Origin of the sequence: Mycobacterium sp. AT1 (genome assembly GCF_002043095.1) — a bacterium.
GTDB lineage: Bacteria > Actinomycetota > Actinomycetes > Mycobacteriales > Mycobacteriaceae > Mycobacterium.
This window is the reverse complement of sequence record NZ_MVOC01000044.1, coordinates 1-25642: the sequence shown is the minus strand read 5'-3', so window position 1 is coordinate 25642 and position 25642 is coordinate 1. Positions and strand designations below refer to the sequence as shown.

23 protein-coding genes and 1 pseudogene are annotated in these 25642 nt (G+C 67.4%); 8 read left to right on the top strand and 16 right to left on the bottom strand.

Annotated elements, in window-relative coordinates; genetic code table 11:
• Window positions 1–34: 34 nt before the first annotated feature.
• Window positions 35–337, top strand: a complete 303-nt coding sequence (locus B1790_RS20130; RefSeq protein WP_079925020.1) for a hypothetical protein — start codon at window positions 35–37, stop codon at window positions 335–337.
• A gap of 171 nt (window positions 338–508) precedes the next feature.
• On the opposite strand, the gene B1790_RS20125 is transcribed toward B1790_RS20130, so the two are convergent.
• A complete protein-coding gene (locus B1790_RS20125) occupies window positions 509–964 on the bottom strand; it encodes an STAS domain-containing protein (protein ID WP_079925019.1) in 456 nt (151 codons plus the stop codon).
• Window positions 965–1125: 161 nt separating this feature from the next.
• Complete coding sequence (locus B1790_RS20120; RefSeq protein ID WP_079925018.1) at window positions 1126–2379, bottom strand: DNA polymerase domain-containing protein; 1254 nt, start codon at window positions 2377–2379, stop codon at window positions 1126–1128.
• A gap of 72 nt (window positions 2380–2451) precedes the next feature.
• Here B1790_RS20120 and fadD2 point away from each other — a divergent pair, with 72 nt between their 5' ends.
• Window positions 2452–4143 (top strand): long-chain-fatty-acid--CoA ligase FadD2, encoded by a 1692-nt coding sequence (fadD2, locus tag B1790_RS20115; RefSeq protein WP_079925017.1) that lies wholly within the window; start codon window positions 2452–2454, stop codon window positions 4141–4143.
• Window positions 4144–4157: 14 nt separating this feature from the next.
• Here fadD2 and B1790_RS20110 read toward each other — a convergent pair whose 3' ends face one another.
• Window positions 4158–4961 carry an MBL fold metallo-hydrolase gene (locus tag B1790_RS20110; RefSeq protein ID WP_079925016.1) on the bottom strand — a complete coding sequence of 268 codons (804 nt, stop codon included), beginning with the start codon at window positions 4959–4961 and terminating at the stop codon, window positions 4158–4160.
• Between the two features lie 20 nt (window positions 4962–4981).
• Window positions 4982–5914 carry an esterase family protein gene (locus B1790_RS20105; RefSeq protein ID WP_079925144.1) on the bottom strand — a complete coding sequence of 311 codons (933 nt, stop codon included), beginning with the start codon at window positions 5912–5914 and terminating at the stop codon, window positions 4982–4984.
• Between the two features lie 157 nt (window positions 5915–6071).
• Here B1790_RS20105 and B1790_RS20100 point away from each other — a divergent pair, with 157 nt between their 5' ends.
• Window positions 6072–6863: an SDR family NAD(P)-dependent oxidoreductase gene (locus B1790_RS20100; protein ID WP_079925015.1), complete on the top strand. Its 792-nt coding sequence runs from the start codon at window positions 6072–6074 to the stop codon at window positions 6861–6863.
• A 134-nt stretch (window positions 6864–6997) separates the two neighbouring features.
• The gene (locus B1790_RS20095) at window positions 6998–7801 is read left to right on the top strand and encodes a transglutaminase family protein (RefSeq protein ID WP_079925014.1); all 804 of its coding nucleotides are present in this window, start codon (window positions 6998–7000) and stop codon (window positions 7799–7801) included.
• A gap of 76 nt (window positions 7802–7877) precedes the next feature.
• On the opposite strand, the gene B1790_RS20090 is transcribed toward B1790_RS20095, so the two are convergent.
• The 7 genes from B1790_RS20090 to B1790_RS20065 all read right to left on the bottom strand — a co-directional run bounded on the left by B1790_RS20090 (window position 7878) and on the right by B1790_RS20065 (window position 16522).
• Window positions 7878–8900: an aminotransferase class IV gene (locus B1790_RS20090; protein WP_079925013.1), complete on the bottom strand. Its 1023-nt coding sequence runs from the start codon at window positions 8898–8900 to the stop codon at window positions 7878–7880.
• Between the two features lie 28 nt (window positions 8901–8928).
• A complete protein-coding gene (locus tag B1790_RS20085; RefSeq protein ID WP_079925012.1) occupies window positions 8929–10428 on the bottom strand; it encodes an APC family permease in 1500 nt (499 codons plus the stop codon).
• An 88-nt stretch (window positions 10429–10516) separates the two neighbouring features.
• Window positions 10517–11452 carry a LysR family transcriptional regulator gene (locus tag B1790_RS20080; protein ID WP_233165226.1) on the bottom strand — a complete coding sequence of 312 codons (936 nt, stop codon included), beginning with the start codon at window positions 11450–11452 and terminating at the stop codon, window positions 10517–10519.
• A 21-nt stretch (window positions 11453–11473) separates the two neighbouring features.
• The gene (locus B1790_RS20075) at window positions 11474–13654 is read right to left on the bottom strand and encodes an acyl-CoA dehydrogenase (protein ID WP_079925011.1); all 2181 of its coding nucleotides are present in this window, start codon (window positions 13652–13654) and stop codon (window positions 11474–11476) included.
• A 49-nt stretch (window positions 13655–13703) separates the two neighbouring features.
• Window positions 13704–14681, bottom strand: coding sequence for a 2-hydroxyacid dehydrogenase (locus tag B1790_RS35385; protein ID WP_233165225.1), 978 nt, complete (start codon window positions 14679–14681; stop codon window positions 13704–13706).
• A complete protein-coding gene (locus B1790_RS35380; protein ID WP_233165224.1) occupies window positions 14657–15775 on the bottom strand; it encodes an alpha/beta hydrolase in 1119 nt (372 codons plus the stop codon). The genes B1790_RS35385 and B1790_RS35380 overlap by 25 nt, the downstream gene beginning before the upstream one ends.
• Before the next feature lie 102 nt (window positions 15776–15877).
• Complete coding sequence (locus B1790_RS20065) at window positions 15878–16522, bottom strand: TetR/AcrR family transcriptional regulator (RefSeq protein WP_198952061.1); 645 nt, start codon at window positions 16520–16522, stop codon at window positions 15878–15880.
• A gap of 83 nt (window positions 16523–16605) precedes the next feature.
• Here B1790_RS20065 and B1790_RS20060 point away from each other — a divergent pair, with 83 nt between their 5' ends.
• The gene (locus B1790_RS20060; protein ID WP_079925009.1) at window positions 16606–17505 is read left to right on the top strand and encodes an oxygenase MpaB family protein; all 900 of its coding nucleotides are present in this window, start codon (window positions 16606–16608) and stop codon (window positions 17503–17505) included.
• A 27-nt stretch (window positions 17506–17532) separates the two neighbouring features.
• A complete protein-coding gene (locus tag B1790_RS20055) occupies window positions 17533–18447 on the top strand; it encodes a class I SAM-dependent methyltransferase (protein WP_079925008.1) in 915 nt (304 codons plus the stop codon).
• Between the two features lie 9 nt (window positions 18448–18456).
• Here B1790_RS20055 and B1790_RS20050 read toward each other — a convergent pair whose 3' ends face one another.
• Window positions 18457–19347: an amidohydrolase family protein gene (locus tag B1790_RS20050; RefSeq protein ID WP_079925007.1), complete on the bottom strand. Its 891-nt coding sequence runs from the start codon at window positions 19345–19347 to the stop codon at window positions 18457–18459.
• An 18-nt stretch (window positions 19348–19365) separates the two neighbouring features.
• Here B1790_RS20050 and B1790_RS20045 point away from each other — a divergent pair, with 18 nt between their 5' ends.
• Window positions 19366–20139 carry a trans-aconitate 2-methyltransferase gene (locus tag B1790_RS20045; protein WP_079925006.1) on the top strand — a complete coding sequence of 258 codons (774 nt, stop codon included), beginning with the start codon at window positions 19366–19368 and terminating at the stop codon, window positions 20137–20139.
• On the opposite strand, the gene cysC is transcribed toward B1790_RS20045, so the two are convergent.
• The 4 genes from cysC to B1790_RS20025 form a co-directional block, all read right to left on the bottom strand.
• Window positions 20136–22010, bottom strand: coding sequence for an adenylyl-sulfate kinase (cysC, locus tag B1790_RS20040; RefSeq protein ID WP_079925005.1), 1875 nt, complete (start codon window positions 22008–22010; stop codon window positions 20136–20138). The two genes, B1790_RS20045 and cysC, sit on opposite strands and share 4 nt — an antisense overlap.
• Complete coding sequence (cysD, locus tag B1790_RS20035; protein ID WP_079925004.1) at window positions 22010–22933, bottom strand: sulfate adenylyltransferase subunit CysD; 924 nt, start codon at window positions 22931–22933, stop codon at window positions 22010–22012. The genes cysC and cysD overlap by 1 nt, the downstream gene beginning before the upstream one ends.
• Window positions 22930–23730 carry a Stf0 family sulfotransferase gene (locus B1790_RS20030; protein ID WP_079925003.1) on the bottom strand — a complete coding sequence of 267 codons (801 nt, stop codon included), beginning with the start codon at window positions 23728–23730 and terminating at the stop codon, window positions 22930–22932. Before B1790_RS20030 ends, cysD begins: the two co-directional genes overlap by 4 nt.
• A 77-nt stretch (window positions 23731–23807) precedes the next feature.
• A complete protein-coding gene (locus tag B1790_RS20025; RefSeq protein ID WP_079925002.1) occupies window positions 23808–25190 on the bottom strand; it encodes a sulfatase in 1383 nt (460 codons plus the stop codon).
• Between the two features lie 124 nt (window positions 25191–25314).
• On the opposite strand from B1790_RS20025, the pseudogene B1790_RS35375 reads away from it, so the two are divergent.
• A pseudogene (locus tag B1790_RS35375) lies at window positions 25315–25642 on the top strand (hypothetical protein); the annotation flags it as partial.

Below are 25642 nucleotides of genomic sequence, written 5' to 3'. Positions count from 1 at the left end.
CGTTATCGCACAACGGTTTTGGATTGAGGTTCAGATGATCGACGTGAAGGCCATCGCCGCGGGCGCCGCCATCGCAGGAGCCATCGGCGTCGCAGCGCTGGGAATGGGGTCGGGCGTCGCCAACGCCGCGCCGTCCCCCGTCGCGACGCATTCGGCGTGGGCGCAGGACCGCGGTTGGGGTCACGGCCCGGGCCCCTGGGGTGGCGGCGGTCCCGGGTGGGATCGCGGGCGAGGCTGGGGTCCCCCGCCACCACCGGCGTACTACGGCGGCTACGGCTATCCGGGTGGCGCGTGCGTCACCGGACCGCTCGGACTGCTCCACTTTGGCGACTGCTAGAAGCCCGCCCAACGAAAATGCCCACCCCCGAGCGATGCTCGGAGGTGGGCATTTCCCATGAAGAGGAAGGCCGCGGTTAGCGGGCGGGCTGAGCCAAGGTGGCCCTGTGGTGGCGCTGCAGGAGAAAGCGTAGCCAGCGAACGTCGATCAGCATGTCGTGATTCCTTTCGCTCAGGCGGACTTGGTGAGGATGGGGAGGATGCGCCGGCGTTCGCCCGCAACGTCCGAGAAGTGGTGCAGCGCATCGGGAACCGACGGCGTGGCCGGGAAGACATCGTCCACCCCGCACAGCCGCAGCGTGCGCGAGACCGCCTGGCTGATGACGAGTGACCATTCGTCACCCGCGGCGTAGCAGGCCTCGTCGATGGCGTCGAGCAGTTCGATGCCCTGGGCAGCGAAGGAGGTAACGCCGCTGAGATCTAAGACGAAGGGCTTCTCGGCAATGATGCAGCCCTTGGCCTGGGCGACCACCTGGCCGACGTTCACCTCGTCGACGGATCCGGTGATGGTGAGGACGGTGGCCAGCTGACGGCACTGCTTGTGGAGCTCGGCGCCGTTGCACTCGACCGACGGATTTCCATAGCGGAAGCGGGAATTCGTTGCTGAGCTGGTGCTCGTTGCGATCATGGCACTGCCTCCCTTCGGTAGTTGCCGATGCGTTGGCGGCGTCGCCGTCACTTCGACTTGAATCCCAAGGTAAGGGGCCAAAATAAGGTACCGGGGAGTAAGTCCTAAAACATCGTTAAGACTTCCGCGAGGGCCTGACAGCAAACCGTGCCGGAAAGCGGTCAGTTCCGGGCACCCTGGTTACCCGTGTAGCCCTCCCAGGGGGAGTAGTCGGCGATGAGTGACTCCTGCGCTGGCCGTTGGTCTTCGGGCACGTGCTGCAGGTTGATCCTGACGCGATACCAGATCGAACTGGGCCCCCGCATGCCGTCGACGAGGACGTCGACCGGTGTCAGCCGGTCGGCGGCGGACGCGTACTTCGCCTTCCACGTCTCGAGGGCGGCCATCGCTTCGTCCTTGGTCTTGGTCCTGGCGATCTCGATGAGCGGCTTCGTGGATACTCGCTGGCCGGCTCCGCCGCCGTCGCGGCGTGCGCCCTTCGGCGCCTTCTCCGCAGGACCCAACTCCTTGGCAAGCGCGAGCAACCCCTCGAGGCCGCCCGCGGCGTCGTCCATTCCCTCCCACGGGTCGCCGATGTCGGCGTAGCGCTCCGGCACCGTGGCGACGGTGAACGCCTCCGGTCGGCATCCGGGCACCTCGTCCCACCGCAGCGGCGTCGAGACCCGCGCGTCCGGCCGCGAACGCACCGAGTAGGCCGACGCGACCGTCCGGTCCTTGGCGTTTTGGTTGAAGTCGACGAAGACGCCCTCGCGTTCTTCCTTCCACCACCGGCTCGTCGCCAAATCCGGTGCGCGCCTTTCGACTTCGCGCGCAATCGTCTCCGCCGCCAGGCGTACCTGCCGGTATGGCCAGTTCGGCTCGATGCGGGCGTAGACGTGGAAGCCCTTGGAGCCCGAGGTCTTGGGCCACGCCGTCAGGCCGTAGTCGGTGAGCACGTCGCGGGCCACCAGCGCGACGTCGACGATCTGCGCCCACTCCACCCCGGGCATCGGATCCAGGTCGACGCGGAGCTCGTCGGGGTGTTCGAGGTCGTGAGCGCGCACCGGGTGCGGGTTGAGGTCGACGCAACCCAGGTTCACCGCCCACGCCAGCCCGGCGGCATCGGAGAGCACGGCCTCCTTGGCCGACGTGCCCGAGGCGTACTTCAGCTCGGCGACGTCGACCCATTCGGGCCGCTTCTCGGGTGCGCGCTTCTGGAACACCGCCTCTTCGGTGATGCCCTTGACGAAGCGCTTGAGGATCATCGGCCGCCCGGCCACTCCGCGCAGGGCGCCGTCGGCGACGGACAGGTAGTACTCGATGAGAGCAAGCTTGGTCACGTCCGCCCGGCCGTCCGCACCGGGGAAGACGACCTTGTCGGGATTGGTGACTCGCAAGGTCCGACCGCCGATGTCCATCGACAGCGAAGACGCCATGACGACGATGCTAGTCAGGGATCCCGACGTGCACCGGGCCCGCGTGCGACCGCGGTCACATATTGTGGGGCCATGCCCAACCTCACAGAGCTACCCCTGCAGGCAGCGGCCAAGGTGCAGCAGTACCTCGAACGCGGCTCGGCCGAACTGCACTACGCCAGGAAGATGTTCGAGGCGGGCGCCCTGAAGGTCGAGCCGCCGCAAAACGTGGCCGCGATGCTCGCCGACATCCGGCGGTGGGGCGAGATCGGAATGATCCCGGCGCTCAACGCCCGTCGCAATCCCACCGGGACGGCGATCGTCGACGACGACGGCGAGCTCACCTTCGCCGAACTCGACGAGGCGGCCAACGCCGTCGCCCACGGGTTGATCGGCATGGGCGTGCGGGGCGGCGACGGGGTCGCGCTCCTCATCCGCAACCACCGCTGGTTCCTGATCGGGCTGTACGGCGCCGCCAAGGTGGGTGTGCGGCTGATCTTGCTCAACAGCGAATTCTCCGGACCACAGATCAAGGAAGTCTCCGAGCGCGAAGGCGCGAAGCTGATCATCCACGACGACGAGTACACCAAGGCGTGCGCGGCCGCCGAGCCGGAGTTGGGCAAGCTCCGCGCGTTGCCGACGAACCCCGACAATCCCGATCAGCCGTCGGAGAGTACCGACGCGACCTTGGCCGACGTCATCAGTCGGAGCAAGTCCGGCCCGCCGCCCAAGGCGAGCGCCCATTCGAAGATCATCATCCTGACCAGCGGAACCACGGGAACTCCCAAGGGCGCCAATCGAAGTAGCCCACCGTCGTTGGCTCCGATCGGCGGTGTGCTGTCGCACGTCCCGTTCAAGTCCGGTGAGGTGACGTCGCTGCCCGCGCCGATGTTCCACGCGCTTGGCTTCCTCCACGCGACCATCGCGATGATGTTGGGCAGCACGCTGGTGTTGCGTCGCCGATTCAAGCCGGCCACCGTGCTCGCCGACATCGAGAAGCATCGGGTGACCGCCGTTGTCGTGGTCCCGGTGATGTTGTCGCGCATCCTCGACGAGTTGGAGAAGACGAGTCCCAAGCCGAACCTGTCGAGCCTGCGCATCGTCTTCGTCTCCGGGTCCCAGCTCGGTGGCGAGCTCGCCACCCGCGCGCTGAAGGATCTTGGCCCCGTCGTCTACAACCTCTACGGGTCGACGGAGATCGCGTTCGCGACCATCGCACGGCCCAAGGACCTTTCGATCAACCCGTCCACGGTCGGCCCCGTCGTCAAGGGCGTCAAGGTCAAGCTGTTCGACGACAACGGCAACGAGGTGGCCCCGGGTGAGGTTGGCCGCATCTTCGTTGGCAACACGTTCCCGTTCGAGGGCTACACCGGCGGCGGGCACAAGGCGATCATCGACGGCCTGATGTCCTCGGGCGACGTCGGTTACTTCGACGAGCACGGTTTGCTCTACGTCAGCGGCCGCGACGACGAGATGATCGTCTGCGGTGGCGAGAACGTCTTCCCCGCCGAGGTCGAGGATCTGATCAGCGGCCACCCGGAGGTCGTCGAGGCGACGGCGCTGGGCGTCGAAGACGAGGAGTGGGGCCACCGGCTGCGCGCCTTCGTGGTGAAGACCGAGGGCGCCTCCGTCGACGAGGATGCGATCAAGGCCTACGTCAAGGACAACCTGGCGCGCTACAAGGTGCCACGCGAGGTGATCTTCCTCGACGAGCTGCCGCGCAACCCGACGGGCAAGATCCTCAAGCGCGAGCTGAAGGATCTCGAGGTCGGCGGAGCCGAGTAGGCAGCGTGCGCGGCCTAGCCTGCGACTAGGTACTCCAGATCGGTCCAGCGGCCGTGCGGGGTGCGGTCCAGCAGGTCCGCAATGCCGGCGTCGTGGAATGCGGCGGCGACGTCCTCGATGCCCTCGGTGAAGTGTGCCCAAGAGTCGAGGTGTGCCGCCACCACCAGGCGCGGCGCCAGCACCTCCGCCGCCGCGGCGGCCCTGGCGCTGGTCAGGGTCAGCGGGCGACCGTCCTGCTTCGGCGGCACTCGGGCCGCGCCGACGAATAGCACCGCGACGTCGATCGCGCCGACGGTGTGAGCGATCTCCGAAACCGTTGCAAGAGAAGCATTGTCGCCGCTGATGTAGACGGTCGGCAAGCCGTCGCCGGACAGTACGAAACCCGTCACCTCGCAGTTGACGTGGCCGGAGTCGTCGCGGTCGCCGTCGACGGGTCCGTGCACCGCGGGCACCGCTTGGACCCGAAGTCCGTCCAGCTCGACCGTCTCCCACGGTGCCAGACCCTTGGCGGGTGACCCGAGCCGTCGTGCCGCACCGGGATGGGTGAGCACCCGCGGGGCCGCCAGCGCCAACGCCCGGCCGGCGTCGTCGAAGTTGTCCAGGTGCTGGTCGTGGCTGACCAGGACCAGGTCCACCCGGCCGAGTGCCGCGGCGTCGACCGCTGGTGCGGCCGTCTTGGTGAGGTATGCGTGCGGCCCCGGCGGGTCGAACGTGGGGTCCACCACGATCCGATGCCCCGCGACGTCGACGACCGTCGTCGGTCCGCCCACCACGGCGACCGCGCAGCGACGCCTCGTCTCGGTGACCTGGTCGTCCATGACGGTCCTCCAGTCGCGCCCTAGGTGGCGGTCGGGACGGCGCCCAGCACCCGCTGCACGTCGGGCTTCATCGCCTGCAATTGCTGACCCCAGTATCCCCAGTCGTGCGTGCCGCTGTCCGGGAAGTTGAAGACGCCGTTCTTCCCGCCGCCGGCCAGGTAGTTGTCCTGGAACGTCTTGTTGGTGCGCAGCGTGAAACTCTCGAGGAACTTGGCGGGCAGATTGTCGCCGCCGAGTTCGGACGGGGTGCCGTTGCCGCAGTAGATCCAGATGCGGGTTCCGTTGGCGATCAGCGTCGCCATGTTGACCATGGGGTCGTTGTACTTCCACGCCGGGTCGGTTTCGGCGGGACCCCACATGTCGTTCGCCTTGTAGCCACCCGCGTCACCCATGGCGGTGTTGACCAATCCCGGCCACCAGCCCTCGGAGAGGTTCAGGAAGCCAGATAGCGAAGCCGCATAAGGGAATTGCGCGGGGTGGTGGATGGCCAGCGTTAGTGCCGCCGAGCCGGCCATCGACAGTCCGACCGCGGCGCTGCCGGTCGGCTTGACCTGCTTCTCACTCGCCAGATAGGAGGGGAGTTCCTGCGTGAGGAACGTCTCCCAGTTGTAGGTCTGGCACCCGTTCGTGCCGCACGCGGGCTTGTACCAGTTGCTGTAGAAACTCGACTGGCCACCCACCGGCATCACCACGGACAGGCCCGAGCCGCTGTACCACTCGAAGGCCGGGGTGTTGATGTCCCAGCCGTTGAAGTCGTCCTGTGCGCGAAGACCGTCGAGAAGGTAGATGGCGGGCGCATTGGCGCCGCCGCTCTGAAACTCGACCTTGATGTCGCGTCCCATGCTCGCCGAGGGCACCATCAGGTATTCGACCGGCAGTCCGGGCCGGGAGAAGGCGTTCGCGGTGGCGGCGCCGCCGGCGAATCCGACGAATACGGGTAGTAGCACTGCCATGAAGGCCGTGACGAGCAAGCGGCGCACGATGTTCTCCTCAGGTGTCGAACTCAGTGCAGTCCACGGTGGCACGCGCTCCTGTCAAACTCTCGTGGCTGCCGCTCGTAGCGCGTCGGGTGCGGGAATAGCCTCGGCGCGTTGGTGGTACTACTCCCAAGTGATCATCGACTTGACAGGAAAGACCGCACTCGTCACCGGCTCCACCCAGGGCATCGGCCTGGCCATCGCAAAGGGGTTGGCGCAGAGCGGCGCCCGCGTCGTCGTCAACGGGCGCACGGCGGCTCGCGTCGACGAGGCGGCCGACGAACTGCGCTCGAGCACCGGCGGTGACGTGCTTGGCATCGCGGCCGACGTCACCACCGCCGAGGGCGTCGAGGGTCTTGTCGACCAGCTTCCCGCGGTGGACGTTCTGGTCAACAACCTCGGCATCTTCGGCGCGGCACCTGCCCGTGAGATCTCCGACGACGAGTGGCGTCGCTACTTCGACGTGAATGTGTTGTCCGCGGTTCGCCTGATCCGCACGTATCTGCCGGGGATGACCGAGCGTGGCTGGGGGCGGGTGCTGCAGATCGCCAGCGACTCGGCAATCGTCATCCCCGAGGAGATGATTCACTACGGCACCTCGAAGACGGCCCTGCTGGCGGTGTCGCGGGGCTTCGCCAAGGATGCCGCGGGGACGGGTGTCACGGTGAACTCCGTCATCGCCGGGCCAACGCACACGGCAGGGGTCGAGGACTTCGTCTACCAGTTGGTGGACGCGGACCTGCCGTGGGAGGAGGCGCAGCGTGAGTTCATGCGCAAGCACCGCCCACAATCACTGCTTCAGCGTCTGATCGAACCCGACGAGATCGCGAACATGGTCACTTATCTCAGCTCGCCGCAGGCGTCGGCGACCACTGGGGCGGCGGTTCGCGTCGACGGTGGATACGTCGACTCGATCGTCCCCTAGACTCGTCGCCATCACGTCGACGTGATCTGGCCCGGTGCTTTGTTTTGGCTGCGACCCGTCTGGGTAAGGATGGGCCGAGAAGATGCGCTTGCCGCGCCTCCCCTGACACTTGACCGGAAAGACGTGGTGAGCCCATGAGACGCGAAGTTGGCGCGCAATTACAGGTCGAGGTGTTCGACACCACGACACTGGAATTCCAGATCGCCGTTGCACCCCAGCCGGGTGCCGAGGTGACCGAGGAGTTGTCCTTCACCCTGAACGGCAACGCCGTCGAGCCGATCGAACTGGTCGGCCAGCACGGCACCCGCATCCACAAGTTCGAGGCGGGCAAGGGAACGGTGCTGGCGAACTACTCGGCCACGATCATCGGCCAGGCCGACCCGGCTCCGGTCACCGAGATCGACCTGTCGACGTATCTGCGGCCCAGCCGGTATGCCGAAGCCGACAAGTTCTACGGTTTCGCCGCAACGGAATTCGGCAACGACGCCAAGTCGACGGCGCTGCTGGAGAAGGTGTCGTCCTGGGTGGGCACGCGGTTGCAGTACGTGCCGGGGTCCAGCGATCCCATCGACGGCGCGGCCGACACCGTGCTCGCCGGTACGGGTGTGTGCCGGGACTACGCGCATCTGGTGATCGCGCTGCTACGGGCGGTCAACGTGCCGGCCCGACTGGTCGCGGTGTACGCGCCGGGCTGCTACCCGATGGACTTCCACGCCGTTGCCGAGGCCTACGTCGACGGGCTGTGGCGCGTCGTGGACGCGACGTGCCTGGCGCCGCGGCAGACGATGGTGCGCATCGCCACCGGCCGCGACGCCGCCGACACGGCCTTCCTGGACAATCACGGGGGCGGGATCAACCTCACCAGCATGAACGTGAACGCCTGGGTCGAGGGCATGCTGCCGCTGGATTCGGTGGAGGAACTCGTCTCGCTGGGCTGACCGCACGCCGACTGCACGCTTGTTCACGTCGTCTCTCGACGTTTGCGTGCAACAAGCGTGCAGTCGGCGGCAGCGGTTAGTACTGGATGGCCTCGATCAGCGGGCCGGGCTCGTCCATCAACGCCCAGAAGCGATCTCGAATGGCGACGGTGACGGGTCCTGGCTCGCCGCTGCCGATGTTCTCGCCGTCGAGGGTGTTGATCGGAGTGACGCCGCCGGCAGTGGTGACGGCCATGATCTCGTCGGCGTCGTACAGTTCGCGGCTGGTCACGTCGCACAGGGTGGCCTCGATGCCCATTTGCTCGGCGAGTTCGTAGACCGTCTTGCGGGTGATGCCCGGCAACGCATTCCGCGACGGTGAGAACAACTTGCCGTCCTTGACGATGACGACGTTGAAGCCGGGTCCCTCGGCGACGCAGTTGTCGGAGTCCAGCAGGATGGCGGTGCGCGCGCCGCGGTCCTTGGCCTCGAAGCTGGCCGCGGTGAGGTCACCCCACTGGTAGTTCTTGATGGTCGGGTCGACGGTGTTGCGACCGGCGCGACGGACGTGGCGCGGCACGATCGCGGTGGTGCCGAAGATCTGCTCGGCGGGCGGGAAGGCCCACAGGTACGGGATGGCGTAGATGTACACCTGATGGGTGAGCTTGGACAAGTCCTTCTCGCCCTTGCGCTTTCCGTATCCACGGGTGATCGTCAGGTTGACGAAGGACTCGCGAAGCTGCGACAGCGACACGCACTTCTTGGTGATCTCGACGATCTCTTCCTTGCTCATCCCGGCGTCGAGGCGCAGCTTGTTGGCCCCGTCGAGCAGCCGGTCGACGTGGTCGTCGAGGCGAAAGATGTTGCCGTGCCACACGTGTGCGACGGTGTACGTCACGTCGGAATGCCCGAAGCCGGTGTCGAAGATCGAGATCCTGGCGTCCTCGGCGGGCATGTACTCGCCCTCGATCCAGGCCACGCCGCCGGCGAAGGGGCTGGACGTGTCGAGCTCGTAGTCGCTGTACTGGATCGCCGAGCCGACGGGGGTGTCCTCGCGGATGGCGGCGCCGGGTTCGACGGCGACGAGGTTGCTGGTGCCGATGTCGGTGGTGAGGCTCATGTTGAATGTCCTTGCTGGTGAGTAGGTTTCAGGAGATGTGGGTCTTGGCGAAGTTCGGGCCCGCCTCGCCGGTGGCCAGTCGCTTGCGAAGGCCGGTGGCCGCCCAGAGGCCGGCCAAGACGACCAGACCCAGGAACACGTAGCCGTTGCCTGCGAACTGCGGCAGGACGACCAGCGCCACGCACACGCAGGTGAAGACGACCAGTCCGACGACGTAGATCGGCATCCGCGCCCGTCCGAGGTCGAACGTGCCCGGCTCGGCGGTCGGGATGGTGCCGCGGCGGTGCCCGATGATCAGGGCGACGGTCTGCAGCACGTAGGTGGCGAAGACGGCCAGCGCGGACAGCCCGAGAATGAGGAAGAAGGCCTTCTCGCTGACCAGAGCCAGGAGCAGAAGCGCCGTCGAGAAGCCGAACAGCCCCAGCACCGCGTACGTGGGCGTGCGGTTGCTCGGGGACACGTGCCGCCAGACGTGGGAGAACGGCAGCATGTTGTCGCGGGCCATCGAATAGGTCAGCCGGGTGGCCACCAGGATGTTGGCCAGGATGCAGGCCATCACGTTGGTCAGCGCCACCGCGACGACGATCTTGGTGATCACCGGACCGACCTGCTGGGTGATGATCTCCTCGATCGGGGCGCCCGAATTCGCTTCGACCGCTGCGGCGTCCTTGATGGCCAAGACGTAGACGACGTACATCAGGAACTCGATGACGATGGACGCGCTCAGCGCGTAGAACATGGTGCGCGGGATGACGCGGCGCGCGTCCTTGGTCTCCTCGGCGACGTCGGCGCTGGCCTCGACGCCGATCAGGCCGAAGAACGGTCCTAGTGAGGCCGCCAGCCAGGCCACGATGTACGGCGTCGTGCCCTCGGAGGTGCCGCCGTTGAACAGCACCGAGATGGACTGGTGGTTCTCGGGGGCGGAGAAGGCGACGATCGCCACGAGGATCGTCGCACCGATGGTGATGACGAATTCGAGGCTGACGCCGACGTTGTTGACCATCGTGGCGAACCGGACGCCGTACATGTTGACGAGCATGCAGACGGCCATCACCCCGATGGCGACGAAGATCTGCACGGTCTGGGTCATCGCCCAGCCGAACAGGCCGCCTAGGTAACCCGACAGGATGAATCCGACGCCGGTCATGCCGCAGATCCAGCCGGCGAGCGCCATCACCCCGGTGAACCAGGCGAGGGTCGAGCCGTGTATCCGGCTGGTCCACTGATAGGCGTAGCCGGCCAGTCGAATCTTGGCCGTCAGGTCAGCGGCAATGAAGACCCAGATCAGGAACACCGCCGCGGCGAGCAGCAGGGTCCAGACGAAGGGCGCGCCCGCGGTGAAGTAGCCGGCGCCGAAGCCGGTGAACACCGCGGTGGTGGCACTGATGGTCGCGAAGCCGATGGCGAAGGACGCCAGCTTGCCGACCGAACGGTCGAGTTTTTGGGAGTAACCGAACTCGGCGAGCTTGGCGTCCTCCTCGTTGAGGGGTGAGTTTGAATGAGTGTGTGAAGCCAGGGCATCGGTCATGATCGCTCCAGGTCAGGTCGGTCGAATTGCACCTAGAGACAGGAAAGCCCGTCGCCCCCGTCGGCGGAAGTTCAATGTTTTGATCTGCTCATAAGCTGGCGTTATCAATGGTGTCGTCGACCAGGGTGTCGCCGAAGTTCCAGTGCGCCTGCACGTGCCTGACCAGCGCATCTCCCTGTGGCGACAGCGACGACGGCTGCCACGCGAGTGCCGTGTAACTCGGCGGCCGGTCGGTGATGGGCACGTAGACGATGCCCGGTCGGTCGTAGAAGCGGGCGACCGACGACGACGTGAAGCTGATGCCGAGACCCCGGGCGATGCACGTCGTCTCCGCCTCGTAGGTGGCGGCGACCGCCGCGATGGTCGGCGGCCGGTTGCCCCGGACGTCCATCGCCAGCCAGTAGTCGCGCCAGGGGCCGGCGGTCAGCGGCGCGCAGACGATCGGGTCGTCGAGCAGCTCGGTGATCGACACCTCGGCCCGCTCGGCGAGGCGGTGGTCGCGCGGCATGCACACCACCCACGACTCGGCGTCGAGCATCAGCATCCGGTGCTCGGGCAGGTCGACCGGCGGGCGGATGATGGCGACCTCGGTGCTGCCCTCGGCCAACCCGGCGGTCGGGTCGGCGAAGTCGTACTCGATGGGCTCGACCGTCACCTCGGGGTAGGCGGCCTCGAAGTGGCGGACCACGCGGAACAGCAGATCGGCGCCCGTGCCGATGAGATATCCGAGCCGCAGCACGCCCTTTCGCGTGCCCGACAGCGTGACGAGGTTCTCGACCACCGCGTCAACGCCCGAGATCGCCTGCTGCACCTGCGGAAGCCAGGCCGCGCCGAGGTCGGTCAGCGCGACCTCGCGGGTGCTGCGGGTGAACAGCACCACGCCGAAGTGCTGTTCGAGCTGCTTGATCGCGGTCGACAGCGCGGGCTGGGTGATGAACAGTCGCCCGGCCGCCCGCCGGTAGTTGAGCTCCTCGCCGAGCACCGCGAAGTAGCGCAGCTGACGCAGGGTGATGTCGGCGCTCACCCGGACCAGGGTGTCACGGCATTACGGATCGCGCGGGAGGCCCAGCAGGCGTTCGGCGATGATGTTGAGCTGCACCTCGGAGGTGCCGCCGTAGATCGTCGTCGCGCGACCGGCCAGCAGGTACTCGGCCCACTTGCCGGACAGCTCGCCCTGATCGCCGATGGCCGCGTCGGTGCCGAACGACGAGACGCCGAACTCGGCGTAGCCCTGGCCGGTCTTCATCGACAGCAGCTTCGAGATGGCAGCCGCGGGCATCGGGTCCCCGCCGGCCAACGTCAGCAGCGTCGAGCGCATGTTGAGCAGCTTGGCGGCATGGCCCTCGGCGATCAGCTTGCCCGCCTCGTTCTGCTCGATCTGGTCGAACTGACCGTCGCGCACGAACTCCACGAACTGCTCGAGGCTGGCGAGGAACGGCGGCTCGCTGCTGCCGATCGACACGCGCTCGTTGGTCAGCGTGTTTCGGCTGACCTCCCAGCCGCGGTCCACCTCGCCGAGAACCAGCTCGTCGGGGACGAACACGTCGTCGATGAAGACGGTGTTGAACATCGCGTTGCCGGTGAGCTCGCGCAGCGGCTTGATTTCGACGCCCTCGCTGGCCATGTCGAGCAGGAAGTACGTGATGCCACCATGTTTCGGGGCGCTCGGGTTCGTCCTGGCCAACAGCGCACCCCACTGGGAGTACTGAGCGCCGGTGGTCCAGATCTTCTGCCCGGTGATCCGCCAGCCGCCGTCGACCTTGGTGGCCTTGGTGGTCAGGCTCGCGAGGTCCGAGCCTGCGCCTGGCTCGGAGAACAGCTGACACCAGATCATCTCGCCGCGGAAGGTCGGCGGCAGGAAGCGCTGTTGTTGAGTGTCGGTGCCGTAGGCCACGATCGACGGGATGATCCAGGCGGCGATGCCCATCTGCGGCCGCTTCACACGGCCGGTGGAGAACTCCTGGGCGATGATGATCTGCTCGATCGGCTGAGCGGCCCGACCCCACGGTGTTGGAAGGTGAGGTGACACCCAGCCGCCCTCGGCGATCGCCGTGACCCGCTCTTCGCTCGGAAGTGCCTTCAGCGCAGCCACTTCCGCGCGGATTTCCTCCCGGAGCTTCTCGGTGTCGGGGTCGAGGTCGATGTTGATCGGGCGCATCCCGGTGCTGGTCGCCACGTCGACCACCTGTTGCGGGTAGTCGGCTGCTCTGCCGAAGCACGCGGCGAGCACGATCGCGCGCCGGTAGTAGACGTTGGTGTCGTGCTCCCATGTGAAGCCGATGCCGCCGTGTACCTGGATGCAGTCCTGCGTGGTGTGCTGGGCGGCGACGGGCGCGAGGGTGGCGGCGACGGCGGCGGCGAACTCGAAAGCGGAGTTCTCGCCTTCTTCATCCACGGCGCGTGCTGCGTCCCACACCGCGGCGGTCGCCCGCTCGGTCTCGGCAATCATGTTGGCGCACTTGTGCTTGATGGCCTGGAACTGGCCGATTGGGCGGCCGAACTGCTCACGGATCTTGGCGTACTCCGACGCGGTGTCGGTGGCCCAGCGCGCGACGCCGATGCACTCGGCGGACAGCAGCGTCGACATCAGGGCACGGGCGCGGGTGCGGCTGAGGTTGGTCAGCACGCGGTCGTCGGCGACCTCGACGGCGTTGGCGCGGACGTGGGCCAGGGGGCGCAGCGGGTCGACGCTCTTGACGGGTTCGATCTCGACCTGGTCGGCGTCGAGGACGATCCACTCCTCGCGGCTGTCGATCGACACGGGCAGCACCAGGATCGCCGCTTGCGCGGCGGCGGGTACGGCGCGGACTTCGCCGCGGATGACGAGGCCGCCACCCTGACGAGTTGCGGTGAGTCCGGAATCGATGGCGTAGGCGGCGATGGTCTCACCGGAGGCGAGGCCTTCGAGAAGCTTGTCGCCGGGGTCGTTGGCGGCGATCAACGCGCTCGCGATCGCCGACGGGACGAACGGGCCGGGAACCGCGCCATAGCCGAATTCGGCGAGCACGATGGCGAGTTCGAGGATGCCGAAGCCCTGACCGCCGACGTCCTCGGAGAGGTGCAGCCCTTGGAGGCCCTGCTCGGCGGCGGCCTTCCAGTAGGGCGGCGGGTTGGAGATCGGCGTCTCCAGTGCCTCGTGCAGTACGTCCGACGGTGCCACCCGCTTCACCAGATCGCGGACGGATTCGGCGAGGTCGTTGTGCTCGGAAAGGATCGCGATCGGCATGCGGTACTCCTAGATCAACCGGTGGGTTGGGTTCGAGCGTACCTGGGAGTCAACCCCGTGCGACAGTCACCTCGTTTACCAGGTTCACCAACTGCTCGCCGTTGCGCAAGCGGCGGCAGTTGTCCACGCCCACGATCAGGTACCGGCGCATGGTGTCGGCCGTGTACCAGGTGACGTGCGGGGTGACGACGACGTTGTCCAGCGCCAGCAGGGGATTGTCGGCGGGCACTGGCTCGACGGCGAACACGTCGAGACCCGCCGCGGCCAGCCCGCCTTCCCGGAGTGCGTCGGCCAGCGCCTGCTCGTCGACGATCGCCCCGCGGGAGGTGTTGACGAGCACTGCGCCGGGCTTCATCAGGGCTAGCTTCTCGGCGTCGAGCAGGGCCGACGTCTTCTCCGTGAGCGGCAGGTGCAGCGAAACGACGTCGCTGCCGGCGAGCAGCTCGGCAAGGGGGCGCCAGCCAGGGGTGCCGTCGTCACGGGTGCTGGTGTGGAGCACCTGGGCTCCCATGGCGGTCACGATCGTCTCGACCTGCTTGGCGACGTTGCCGTAGCCGACCAGCCCCACCGTGCAACTGCCGACGTCGCGGACCGTCTCGCCAAGTGCCGGATCGGACGGCCAGCCGCGGCCCTGGCGGGTGGCGGCGTCCAGGGTGACGAGGCGGCGCAGGGCCGCGAGCATCAGAAGCACCGTGCCCTCGGCCACCGACGGGGCGTTGGCGCCAGGCATGTTGGCCACTCCGATGCCCAGCCGCGTCGCGGCGTCGACGTCGACGGTGTTGACCCCCGCCCCAAGCTTGTGCACCAGCCGGCACCGAGTCGCGAGTTCGAGGTCGTCACCGGACAGTGGACGCAACACGTGCCAGATCACGTCGGCCTCGGGCAGTTCGCGGTAGAACGTTTCCTCGTCGTCCTCGGCGCAATAGCGGACGTCTAGCCAATCAGCCTCGGGCGCAAGCAATTCGCGGACCTTGTCGCCCGGGGTGAAGTGCGCGAGCACTCTTACTTCCACCGCTTTGAAATCCACTTCGCGATCGTATCGGCCTGCTCGCTGCGCGCGCCGGGAGTGGTGAAGTAGTGGTCGGTGTCGATCGACAGCAGGGTCTTGTCGGTGCTGGCCAGCGCGCTGTGGATGCGGCGGGCGTCCGACGGGTAGACGCCGGTGTCCTGCTCGGCGCTGATGACCAGCGCGGGGCAGTCGATGCGGGCGAGGTGCGGCTCCGCACGGGTCTGCGCGGTCCGCAGGCTCCACATGCCGTGCCAACTTCGCAGTGTGCAGGCAGCCGCGATGCCACGGGCCGACCGGTTGGCCTTGACCGGCACCCCTGCATAGCAGGTGTTGGGTGGCCGCTTCGTGGGCTCCAGTGTCGGGTCGACCATCCGCGGGTCTGCCCAGGTGCGCATCACCGTGAAGGGGCGATCCGAAAAACCAACTGCTCGAACACGTTTCATCTCGTCGTCGACCCAGTCGGTGATCGCGTGGTTGCGGGCGGTCTGCGCGTCCCGGTACCGCTTGACGAAGTCGGCCGAGAACGGCGGGCCGTTGCGCCGGTCGAAGATGTCCATGCTGGCGTCTGTGGCGACGGGATCGTTCTCGTCTACTACGGAGGCGTCCATCCATGCCGTCAGTACCTCGGGCCTGCCGGGGTGCGCGGCGCTGGCGACGTAGCCGTCGGCCGGGGGTAGTTCCCCGATTCCGATGGCTGGTCGCATGCCCTCCATGGGCGTGACGTGGGGGTCGACGGCCTGCGCTTGGTAGGCGGCCATCAGCGATCCGCCGCCTGAATTGCCAAGCAGCACGATGGTTTCGAGATGCTGCACCTCGCGCAGCCAACGAATGCCGACTCCGACGTCGACGAGCGCGTGATCGAGCAGGAAGCTGGTCTCGTTTCCGCGGAACCGGGTGTTCCAGCCCAGGAAGCCGATGCCCCTGGTCGCCATGTAGTCGGCGAGATAGTGCTCCGAGAAGTCGATTTGGTAGTGCGTGGCGATCATCCCGACCTTCGGCTTGCGGCCGACACCTCGGTAGTAGACGCCCTGACACGGATGTCCGCCCGATCCTGCGCGGCGTGCGGTGGGGGAGTCCGACGCCACGAACTCGCGCAGTACCCCGGGGGTCATTGGCGACCTCTCTGCCGATCTGCGGATCGCAGTTGAGATCGATGGTAGATACCGAATGACGCTTTGACCAGGAGATTCTTGGCCTTGCATCGGAAGCGTCTGCTAGGCAGGAGGATTCGGGACAGCCGACGCGTGACGTTCCCGAGGGCCGGCCAGCGCGTCGAGCATTCGCGTCAGGTGGGCGATCAGCTGCGACTCGCTGAGAGTGACGTCGCCCGACACCCACGCGCTGATCGTCTGCGCGACACCGCCGACGATGAAGTGGGCGGCGGACTTCATCCATTCGTCGTCCGGCAGCGCGTAGGCGTTGGTCGCGTGCTCGCCGGAGAGGACGGCGAAGACGCCACCGGCCTCGGCCCTCTTGCGGGCCAACACCGCGTTGGTCAGCCGGGGGTTGAAGAGAAGCCGTCCGACGCGGGCGTCCTCGGCCACCGCTCTGACGAGGTTGGCGATGCCCGCCCGGTTCTGCTCCTCGGGCGGCGCGGCGGCGACGGCGGCCTGGGTGGTGGCGGCGATGTCGGCGACCACGCGGTCGAAGACCGCTGCCACCAGGGCGTCCTTGTCGGCGAAGCTCTCGTAGAAGTAGCGGGCGGTGATCCCCGCCTCGGCGCAGACGGCGCGGACGGTGAGGTCCGCAGCGTCGTCGGAGCCGCCGAGGAGTTCGAGGCCCGCGTCGAGCAGGCGGCCTCTGCGCTCGGCTATCCGGTCGCGGGCTTGCACGCCGCCGTAGGGCCGGACTTTCGCCATGGTCCCGATCTTGACACCTGTCGGGTCCGAGGGCAATATCTGGAAACGAATGTTGTCAGATATGCGACGAGGGGTTTGAGCCAATGGTGGTCGGCAACAGTCACGTCGAGCGTTCCATCAGTGCGCCCGCCGCACCGCCGACGCGGCGTAGGCGGCTCGCGCGGCGCGGGCCGACCGTCGACGAGGGCCTGCTTGGGGTGGGACTGCTGCTTGGACCAGCCAACGTGATCATGCAATTGGCCAGACCGGGCGTCGGCTACGGCGTGCTGGAGAGCCGGGTCGAAAGCGGTCGGGTCGACCTGCACCCGATCAAGCGCGCCCGCACCACGTTCACCTACCTGGCCGTCGCCGGGCGCGGCAGCGACGAGCAGAAGGCCGCCTTCCGGCAGGCCGTGAACAAGGCTCACGCGCAGGTCTACTCCACCGACGAAAGCCCGGTGAAGTACAACGCCTTCGACAAGGATCTGCAGATGTGGGTCGCCGCCTGCCTGTACAAGGGCGCCGTCGACTCCTACCGCACCTTCGTCGGGGAAATGGACGACGAGACCGCCGATCGGCACTACGCCGAGGGCAGTTCGCTGGGCACCACGCTCCAGGTGCCACAGGAGATGTGGCCGGCCGACCGCGCCGCCTTCGACGCGTACTGGCAGGAACAGCTCGCGAAGGTGCACATCGACGACACCGTCCGCGAGTACCTGTATCCGATCGCCGCGAGCCGGATCCGCGGGGTGCGCTTGCCGCGACCGCTGCAGCGCCGCAACGAGGCCCTTGCGTTGTTGATCACGACCGGCTTTCTCCCGCAACGCTTTCGCGACGAGATGCAGTTGCCGTGGGACGCTCACCGTCAGCGCCAGTTCGACCGGCTGATGGCGCTGCTGCGCGTCGCCACCCGCCTGTCGCCCCGCGTGGTCCGGCAGTTTCCGTTCAACGTGTTGCTGAAGGACGTCGACTGGCGAATCAGGACCGGGCGCCCACTGGTCTAGCCAGACTTCGGGCGTATCGTCTGCTAAATGCGACCCGGTGACGACGAACGAGACACGTGGGACATCACCACCAGCGTCGGCTCGACGGCTCTGTTCGTCGCTGCGGCAAGGGCATTGGAGGCCCAGCGTCCCGAGCCGCTGGTGCTGGACCCCTATGCCGAGGTCTTCTGCCGGGCGGCCGGGGGCGAGTGGTCGGACATGATGGACGGCCGCGCGTCGGGCAGCCACGGCAGGCAACTGCTCGAGGGCGACTTCGGTGGCTACTTCGTGTCCTTTCAGGCCGCGCGGACCAAGTACTTCGACGCCTACTTCGCCGACGCCATCGCAGCCGGGGTACGGCAGATCGTCGTCCTCGCGGCGGGTCTCGACTCGCGCGCCTACCGGTTGCCGTGGCCGGACGGCACGGTGATCTTCGAACTCGACCAGCCCAAGGTGTTGGCGTTCAAGCGCGACGTCATCGCCCAACTCGGCGACTCGCCGCGAGCCGACCGACGCGAAGTCGCCGTGGACCTCCGCGACGACTGGCCGCGGGCCCTCGTCGACGCCGGATTCGACCCGTCGGTGCCCACCGCGTGGATCGCCGAGGGGCTGTTGATCTACCTTCCCGCGGCGGCGCAGGACCAGTTGTTCGCCGGGATCGACGGCTTGTCGGCGTCTGGCAGCCGAGTAGCCGTCGAGGAGGGCAGACCCATGCCGCAGCGCGTGTTCGAGGCCAAGCAGCAGGAGGAACGCGACGCCGGCCGGGCGGGCACCTTCTTCACCCTGATCTACAACGAGCAGATCGCCCCAGCCGACGAGTGGTTCGGCGCTCGGGGGTGGCACGGCACGCCGACGCCGCTGGCTCGGTACCTGACCTTCGTCGGTCGGCCCATTCCGGCCGACGATCCGGACGCCGGCCCCATGGCGGAGGCCAACAGCTTGGTCAGCGCCGTCAAGGGCTGACCGGTCGCGTTACTCCGCGGTGGTGGCCAGCCCGAAGAGATGGGCCGCGTTGTCGTGGAACACGCCGCGCAGCCACTCGTCGTCGACGCCGTTCACCTCGGTCAGCACTCGCATGGCCTCGAGATAGCCATACGGGATGTTCGGAAAGTCGCTGCCGAACAGGATGCGATCACCGAGAGCCAGCAGCCGCGGTCGGTCGGCCGGGGGGAACGGATGTGATTCCTCGACGAACGGGGTGAACGCCATCGTGGTGTCCAACCTGACCTCGGGATACGCCTCGGCGAGATCGAAGAACTCGCCGTACTCCGGCATTCCCATGTGGGCCACGACGAGTCGCAGCCCAGGGTGGCGCGCCAGCACCGCCCGGATCGGGTCGGGTCCGGTGTGGGTGCCCGGCTGCGGGCCGGATCCGCAGTGGATGACGACGGGAATCCGGGCCTCCGCGACGACGCCCCACACCGCGTCGAGCAGCGGGTCGGTCGGGTCGTAGTCTCCGACCTGGACGTGGGCCTTGAATACTTGGGTGCCGCCGTCGATCGCGGCGGTGACGTATTCGACGGCGCCCGGCTCCGGGTAGAACGTCGCGGTGGCCAAACAGTCGGGCGTGGCCGACGCGAACTGGGCGGCCCACTGGTTCAGCCAGGCGGCCATCCCGGGTTTGTGCGGATAGATCAGCGAGGTGAAGGCGCGGACACTGAAACTGCGCAGCGTTCTGAGGCGGTCGGCCTCGTCGGTGCGGTAGGTGATGGGCCATGTCCGGCCGACGAGCGGCCCGGCGGCGTCGAAGTACTGCCATACCTTGTCCATCACCCGCTTTGGCATGAAGTGGGTGTGGACGTCGACGATCCCCGGTATCCCGAGCGGTTCCCAGATCGCACGCACTGCGGCTGATTCGTCCATCGTCCATAGGATGTCATCATGTGGAATCCCGACGTGTACCTGGCCTTCGCAGACCATCGCGGACGTCCGTTCTACGACCTGCTGTCGCGGGTGCGCGCCGGATCCCCGCGCCGCGTCGTCGACCTCGGGTGCGGCCCGGGAAACCTGACGGTCACGCTTGCGGAGCGATGGCCCGGCGCGGTCGTCGAGGCGGTCGACAGCTCGCAGGAGATGGTCGACGCGGCGCGCGAGCGCGGGCTGGAGGCCACCCTCGGCGACCTGGAGGCGTGGTCGCCGAAACCCGACACCGACGTCGTAGTGAGCAACGCCGCACTTCAGTGGGTGCCGTCGCACCGGGAACTGTTGCGCCGCTGGGCCGCCGAGCTGCCCGACGGTGCGTGGATCGCGGTGCAGGTGCCCGGCAACTTCGACGCCCCGTCGCACGCTGTCGTGCGTGAGCTGGCCAGTAGCCCGCGGTGGTTGGATGCCTTGGGTGACATTCCCTTTCGCGTCGGCAAGGTCGTCGACTCGGCCGTCGAGTACGCCGGGATGCTCACCGACGCCGGCTGCGCCGTCGACACGTGGGAGACCACCTACGTGCACGAACTCACCGGTGCACACCCCGTGCTGGACTGGATCACGGGCACGGCTCTCACCTCGGTGAAGAGCGCTCTCGGACAGGAGGATTGGCAGCGCTTCCGCAGCGAGCTGATCCCCATGCTGGCCGAGACGTACCCGGCTCGGCCCGACGGGCGCACCTTCTTCCCGTTCCGCCGGATCTTCGTGGTGGCCCAGGTTTCGGCTGGCCGCTAGGCGCCGTCGCGCTTGATCCGCAGCACCTCGATCACCTCGGCGACCATGTCGTCGATGTCGGCGCCCGCGGTGTCGAGCACCAGGTCGGCGTTCTCCGGCGGTTCGTAGGGCGCGTCGACGCCGGTGAGGCCCTTGAGTTCGCCAGACCGCGCCTTGGCGTAGAGGCCCTTGGGATCGCGCTTCTCGCACTCCTCGACCGAGGTGCAGAGGTAGACCTCGACGAACGGCAGCTTCGCCGCGTCGCTGAGGGCCCTCGCGATTTCGCGGTCGGACTTCAACGGCGATACCAGCGAGGCCAACGCCACCACCCCGGCGTCGGCGAACAAGCGGGTCAAATGGCCGACGCGCCTGATGTTCTCGGCGCGGTCACCGGCCGAGAATCCGAGGTCGTCGGACAACCCGTGCCGGATGTTGTCGCCGTCGAGAAGGTATGCGACGTCGCCGGCCTCGACCAGTGCGCGCTCGACCGCGACGGCCAGCGTTGACTTGCCGGAGGCTGGCAGCCCGGTGAACCAGATGGTGGCACCGCGCTGTCCCGTCGCGCTCCAACGATGGGCGCGATCGAGAGTCGAAGGGTGCCAGCGGATGTCGTTGCGGGTCTGGGAGCCGGGCTTGACCTCGCGCGGCTCGATGATGGTGCCCGCGCCGATGGTGTCGTTGGACGTCTCGTCGATCAGGATGAAGGCGCCGCTGTCCCGATTGTCGGAATACGAGTCGGCGACCACCACCGAGCTGGTGCGCAGCGTCACTTCGCCGATGTCGTTGATGGACAACTCAACCGGGTTGTCGAGCTCGTCGAGCGTCTCGGGATCCAACCGGGTGTGGATGGCCTGCACCGTCGCGCGGACCGTCTTGCTGGTCTGCTTCAGCGCGACCCGGTCGCCAGCGCGCAGCGGGGTCTCGGTGAACCAGCACACCGTCGCGTCCAGCTCGCGGGCCAACACCGGCAGGGCGGCGTCGTCGGCGCCGCTGACGAACACGTCGCCGCGGCCCACGTCGATGTCGTCGGACAGCTCGACCGAAACCGACAGTGGCGCAACGGCCGTCGTGCGCTCGTCGTCCAGCGTGTCGACGGCGGTGACGGTCGAGCGGGTACCCGCGGGCAGCGACACGATCTGGTCGCCGACGCTGATCGTGCCGGCAGCCAACCGCCCGGTGTAGCGCCGTCGCTCGTCGGCGGTCGGTCGCGACACCCATTGAATCGGCAGCCGCAACTTGGCGGCTTCCGGTTGCGGCGCGGACAATTCGACGCCCTCGAGGTACTCGAGAAGCGTCGGCCCCGGGTACCAGGGGGTGCTCTCCGAGCGGTGCACGACGTTGTCCCCGTGCTTGGCGGCGATGGGGATCACGGACAATTCCGCGCCACCGAGGCGCGCGGCCATCTGCTGAAGTTCGCGCGCCACCTCGTCGAACCGGCTCTGGTCGAAGTCGACCAGGTCGATCTTGTTGACCGTCGCGACGAAGTGCTTGATGCCCAACAGCTTTGCGATCCTGGCGTGCCGTCGGGTCTGGCGCAGCACCCCGGCGCGGGCGTCGACGAGCAGAATCGCGACGTGAGCATTGGACGCGCCGGTGAACATGTTGCGCGTGTAGCGCTCGTGACCAGGAGTGTCGGCGAGGATGTAGCTGCGCCTGTCGGTGGAGAAGAAGCGGTAGGCCACGTCGATCGTGATGCCCTGCTCGCGTTCGGCCCGCAGGCCGTCGGACAGCGCGGCCAGGTCGGCGATGCCTTCTTCGTCGGTGACGGCCTCGAGGTGGTCGAGCGGCAAGCTGTCGGTGTCGTGCATGAGCCGGCCGATCAGCGTGCTCTTGCCGTCGTCGACTGACCCTGCCGTGGCGATCCGAAGCAGTTGTCGGGTGGTCGCGCTCATCAGAAATACCCCTCGCGCTTGCGGTCTTCCATGGCCGCCACCGACGTCCGGTCGTCGGCTCGGGTCTCACCGCGTTCGGACACGGTGGCCGCGGAGATCTCGGTGATGACGCCGGCGATGTCGGTGGCGTGGGAGCGGACGGCTCCGGTGATGGTGAGGTCGCCGACGGTGCGGTAGCGGACCCACTCGACCGCGGAGGTCTCGTCGCCCTGGGGCTGCACGTACTTCGACACCGCGAGCAAGATGCCGTCCCTGGCGACCACCTCGCGTTGGTGCGCGAAGTAGATCGACGGTAGCTCGAGGTTCTCCAGTTCGATGTAGCGCCAGATGTCGAGTTCGGTCCAGTTGCTCAGGGGGAACACCCTGACCTGCTCGCCCTTCTTGATCCGGCCGTTGTACAGCGACCACGGCTCGGGCCGTTGCGCCCGCGGATCCCACTGGCCGAACTCGTCGCGGAAGCTCAGGATGCGTTCCTTGGCCCTGGCGCGTTCCTCGTCGCGGCGTGCTCCGCCGAAGGCGGCGTCGAAACCGCCGGCCTCCAGCGCGTCGAGCAGCGTGCGCGTCTGAAGGCGATTGCGGGACCCGGCGGGTCCGCCGACCTCCTGCACGCGACCGCTGTCGATCGAGTCCTGCACCGACCCGACGATCAGCTTGTGGCCGTGTTCGCCGAGCCGGCGGTCGCGAAACTCGATGACCTCGTCGAAGTTGTGCCCGGTGTCGACGTGCAGCACCGGAAACGGCAGCGGCGACGGACGAAAGGCCTTCTCCGCCAGGCGAAGCAAGACGATCGAGTCCTTGCCCGCCGAGAACAGCAGCACCGGCCGCTGCAACTCGGCGACCACCTCGCGGATGATGTGCACCGACTCGGCTTCGAGCAGTCGCAACTCCTCGACGCGGGTGTCGTCCTGCGTGTGAACGGTCATGTAGGCAGGCCCTCCCTCTCCGCATCCCTGCGATAGCGCTCGACCCAGTCGTCGGACCGCTGGTCGGCCTGGCGTTCGAGCACGGGCGCGGGGGCCAACCTCGGATCCAACCCCAACGCCTCGAGTACCGTACCGACGACCTCGGTGAGGTTGCGCCAGAGGTGGGGATACGAAACGTCGATGGGGTTGACGTCCTCGTCGGCGAACCACGCCCGCCATGCGTCCTCCTGGTCGCGCAGCATCGTCACGACGTGTGCGATGGCGCCCGCGTGGTACTCGGCCCGAGCGTCGCGCACGGGGTCCGGTCGACCCCGCCACACCCGGGTCTGCACGGCCCGCCAGAACGACACCGCCTGCGACACGACGTCGGGCCGGTAGACGTGGACGAGCACCGGGTCGGAGCCGACGACGTCGCGGATCGCCGACAGCAGGCCGGTGCCCGATCGGTCCGCCAGCCCCTCGGCACGCTGCATCAGCAGAGGCGTCTGGTTCCACATCAGCTTGCCGCCCCACACGCCGTTGGGGGTGCGCCCGACGGTGCGGATGTAGTCACGCCAAATCTCCGGAGGGGCGAGATCCGGCTTGCCCTCGTCGAGCGGGTCGAGCAGACGCATGATCGACTCGTCGCCGGCGTCGGCGAACCATTCCCGCGGCTGCGGTGACTGACTGGTCGTCGGCAGATACTGAAAGAACTCCTGCGGCTCACCCGCGACGCCCGTCGCGCGCAGCGACTCGACCAGAAGGGTGCTGCCGCTGCGCTGCGAGGCGAGCACCAGATACGCGGTCTCCGACGGCATGCGCGTGAGCCTAACCGGAGAAAAATGGGGTTGCATATTCGCCGGAGGCAACGCAATTCAACTCATCACGAGCAAAACTATTGCGGTGTCCGGACTTGATCTTCGATGCCGCGTCCGTCCGCCAGCGCGGACCGACTGGGCAACGGTATTCCCTTGACCCGCATATAGGTTTCGGTGTACCTGGCAGAGATGCGGGTGCCGGCGAACTCGGACGGAATGACGTCGTTGGTCTTCTCACGCCAGTCGTTGAGCAGCATCGACATTTCATTGGCGACGGTCTCGGATTCGCTGGTCACGACCTCGGTCAACAGGTTGTGCCGCTCTCCTGGATCGGTGCGCAGATCGTAGAGCTCCCGATTGGGGCGCGGCGCCGAACTCAACGTCGCCACCGCCTTGCCCGGCGCGCTCTCCTCGATGTCCAACGGCAGATCGAGCAGTGGCCGTGTGGCGTAGTTCTCGATGTAACTGAAGTCGGTCGTTCTGATCGCGCGGATCGGATCGAAGGAATCGTGATAGGTCTTCGTCGTGTAGACCGCCGAGCGCACCGGCCCGGGGCGTACGGGTGCGGAACCGTCGACTCCGTCGAGCAGATTCGTGGCGTGCGACAGCCCGTCCACGTCGTCGGGTGTCGGTAGGCCGAGCAGCCCGAGCAGGGTCGGCAGCAGGTCGACGCCGCTGAAGAGGTCGTCGTACACCCGGCCGGACGCGCCGAACCGCGTCGGCGGCCGGATGATCGTCGCGATGCCGGTGCCCGCGTCGTAGAGCGTCGACTTGGCGCGGGGGAGGGCGGGACCGTGATCGGTGAGGAACACCACCCATGTCGTGGCGTCCAGGCCCGTCTCGGCCAGGGTGTCGAGCAGTTGGCCCACCGCGGCGTCGGCGACGGTGATCGAGCCGTAGAAGTCGGCGAGGTCCTCCCGCACGTCGGGGAGATCGGGCAGGTAGTCGGGCAGCTCCACGGCGTCGGCGTCGGCGGGTTCGTAGCGTTCTCGCGGGTAGGGGCGGTGTGTTTCGAAGAAGCCTGCGGTCAACAGGAATGGCGTGGTGGGCGCGTGCTTCAACCAAGTGGTCGCCTCGTCGACGACGTATTCGCAGTAGGAGTTCGAGACGTCGTACTCGTCGAATCCAAGCCGGGCCGGAAACGACGTCTCGTGTTGCATGCCGAAAAGCGCCGTGTACCAACCGGATTCACCCAGGATTTGGGGCAGTGTGCGAACCCCCGCGCGGTACTCCCAGCCATGGTGCGCCAGTCCGACCAGCCCGTTGCTCTGTGGGTAGCGACCGGTGAACAGCGAACCCCGTGACGGTGAGCACAGGGGTGCGGTGGCGTGCGAGCGGGTGAAGAGGATCCCTTCGGCGGCCAGTTTGTCCAACCGAGGGCTCGACACGTCGTCGTGGCCGTAGGCGCCGAGATATCTTCCGAGGTCGTGCCAATGCACGAAGAGCACGTTGTCCGTCATCGTTGCCTACCGAACAGGTTTCGCGGCGAATCGGCAACTGTCGAGCTCGTGACGGAATGAATGTGCGCCGACGAATCGTGCTGAAACGGCGGGTCGACTACCGATCTCGTGCTGTGATGGGCAGATGGCAGCAAACTCTCCCTGGGTGGTGCGGTCCTCCGTCGTCGCGTTGCTCGTGGGGTTGGCGGCGATGGGTGCGACTGCTCCGGCAAACGCCGAGCCCACCGATCCGAATGATCCCGCTTGCGCGACGCAGCCGTGGGCCTTCGCGTGCCAGGGTGGCGTGTACGACACTCCGCCGCCAATGCCGCCGTCCCCGCCGCCGATGCCCCCGCCGATGGGCAGCGGTCTACCGGGAAGCTCGATGCCGGACGGCGCACCCTACGAGGGAGGATCGCCCGCAGGCGGCATGCCCGGAATGGCGGGGGGAATTCCCGGCATGCCGGGATCGA

Bases quoted from the DNA above. Each gene is read 5' to 3' on its own strand.
- B1790_RS20130 (WP_079925020.1), top strand. From the start codon at position 35: ATGATCGACGTGAAGGCCATCGCCGCGGGCGCCGCCATCGCAGGAGCC.
- B1790_RS20125 (WP_079925019.1), bottom strand. From the start codon at position 964: ATGATCGCAACGAGCACCAGCTCAGCAACGAATTCCCGCTTCCGCTAT.
- B1790_RS20120 (WP_079925018.1), bottom strand. From the start codon at position 2,379: ATGGCGTCTTCGCTGTCGATGGACATCGGCGGTCGGACCTTGCGAGTC.
- fadD2 (WP_079925017.1), top strand. From the start codon at position 2,452: ATGCCCAACCTCACAGAGCTACCCCTGCAGGCAGCGGCCAAGGTGCAG.
- B1790_RS20110 (WP_079925016.1), bottom strand. From the start codon at position 4,961: ATGGACGACCAGGTCACCGAGACGAGGCGTCGCTGCGCGGTCGCCGTG.
- B1790_RS20105 (WP_079925144.1), bottom strand. From the start codon at position 5,914: ATGGCAGTGCTACTACCCGTATTCGTCGGATTCGCCGGCGGCGCCGCC.
- B1790_RS20095 (WP_079925014.1), top strand. From the start codon at position 6,998: ATGAGACGCGAAGTTGGCGCGCAATTACAGGTCGAGGTGTTCGACACC.
- B1790_RS20090 (WP_079925013.1), bottom strand. From the start codon at position 8,900: ATGAGCCTCACCACCGACATCGGCACCAGCAACCTCGTCGCCGTCGAA.
- B1790_RS20085 (WP_079925012.1), bottom strand. From the start codon at position 10,428: ATGACCGATGCCCTGGCTTCACACACTCATTCAAACTCACCCCTCAAC.
- B1790_RS20075 (WP_079925011.1), bottom strand. From the start codon at position 13,654: ATGCCGATCGCGATCCTTTCCGAGCACAACGACCTCGCCGAATCCGTC.
- B1790_RS35380 (WP_233165224.1), bottom strand. From the start codon at position 15,775: ATGACCCCCGGGGTACTGCGCGAGTTCGTGGCGTCGGACTCCCCCACC.
- B1790_RS20065 (WP_198952061.1), bottom strand. From the start codon at position 16,522: ATGGCGAAAGTCCGGCCCTACGGCGGCGTGCAAGCCCGCGACCGGATA.
- B1790_RS20060 (WP_079925009.1), top strand. From the start codon at position 16,606: ATGGTGGTCGGCAACAGTCACGTCGAGCGTTCCATCAGTGCGCCCGCC.
- B1790_RS20055 (WP_079925008.1), top strand. From the start codon at position 17,533: ATGCGACCCGGTGACGACGAACGAGACACGTGGGACATCACCACCAGC.
- B1790_RS20050 (WP_079925007.1), bottom strand. From the start codon at position 19,347: ATGGACGAATCAGCCGCAGTGCGTGCGATCTGGGAACCGCTCGGGATA.
- B1790_RS20045 (WP_079925006.1), top strand. From the start codon at position 19,366: ATGTGGAATCCCGACGTGTACCTGGCCTTCGCAGACCATCGCGGACGT.
- cysC (WP_079925005.1), bottom strand. From the start codon at position 22,010: ATGAGCGCGACCACCCGACAACTGCTTCGGATCGCCACGGCAGGGTCA.
- cysD (WP_079925004.1), bottom strand. From the start codon at position 22,933: ATGACCGTTCACACGCAGGACGACACCCGCGTCGAGGAGTTGCGACTG.
- B1790_RS20030 (WP_079925003.1), bottom strand. From the start codon at position 23,730: ATGCCGTCGGAGACCGCGTATCTGGTGCTCGCCTCGCAGCGCAGCGGC.
- B1790_RS20025 (WP_079925002.1), bottom strand. From the start codon at position 25,190: ATGACGGACAACGTGCTCTTCGTGCATTGGCACGACCTCGGAAGATAT.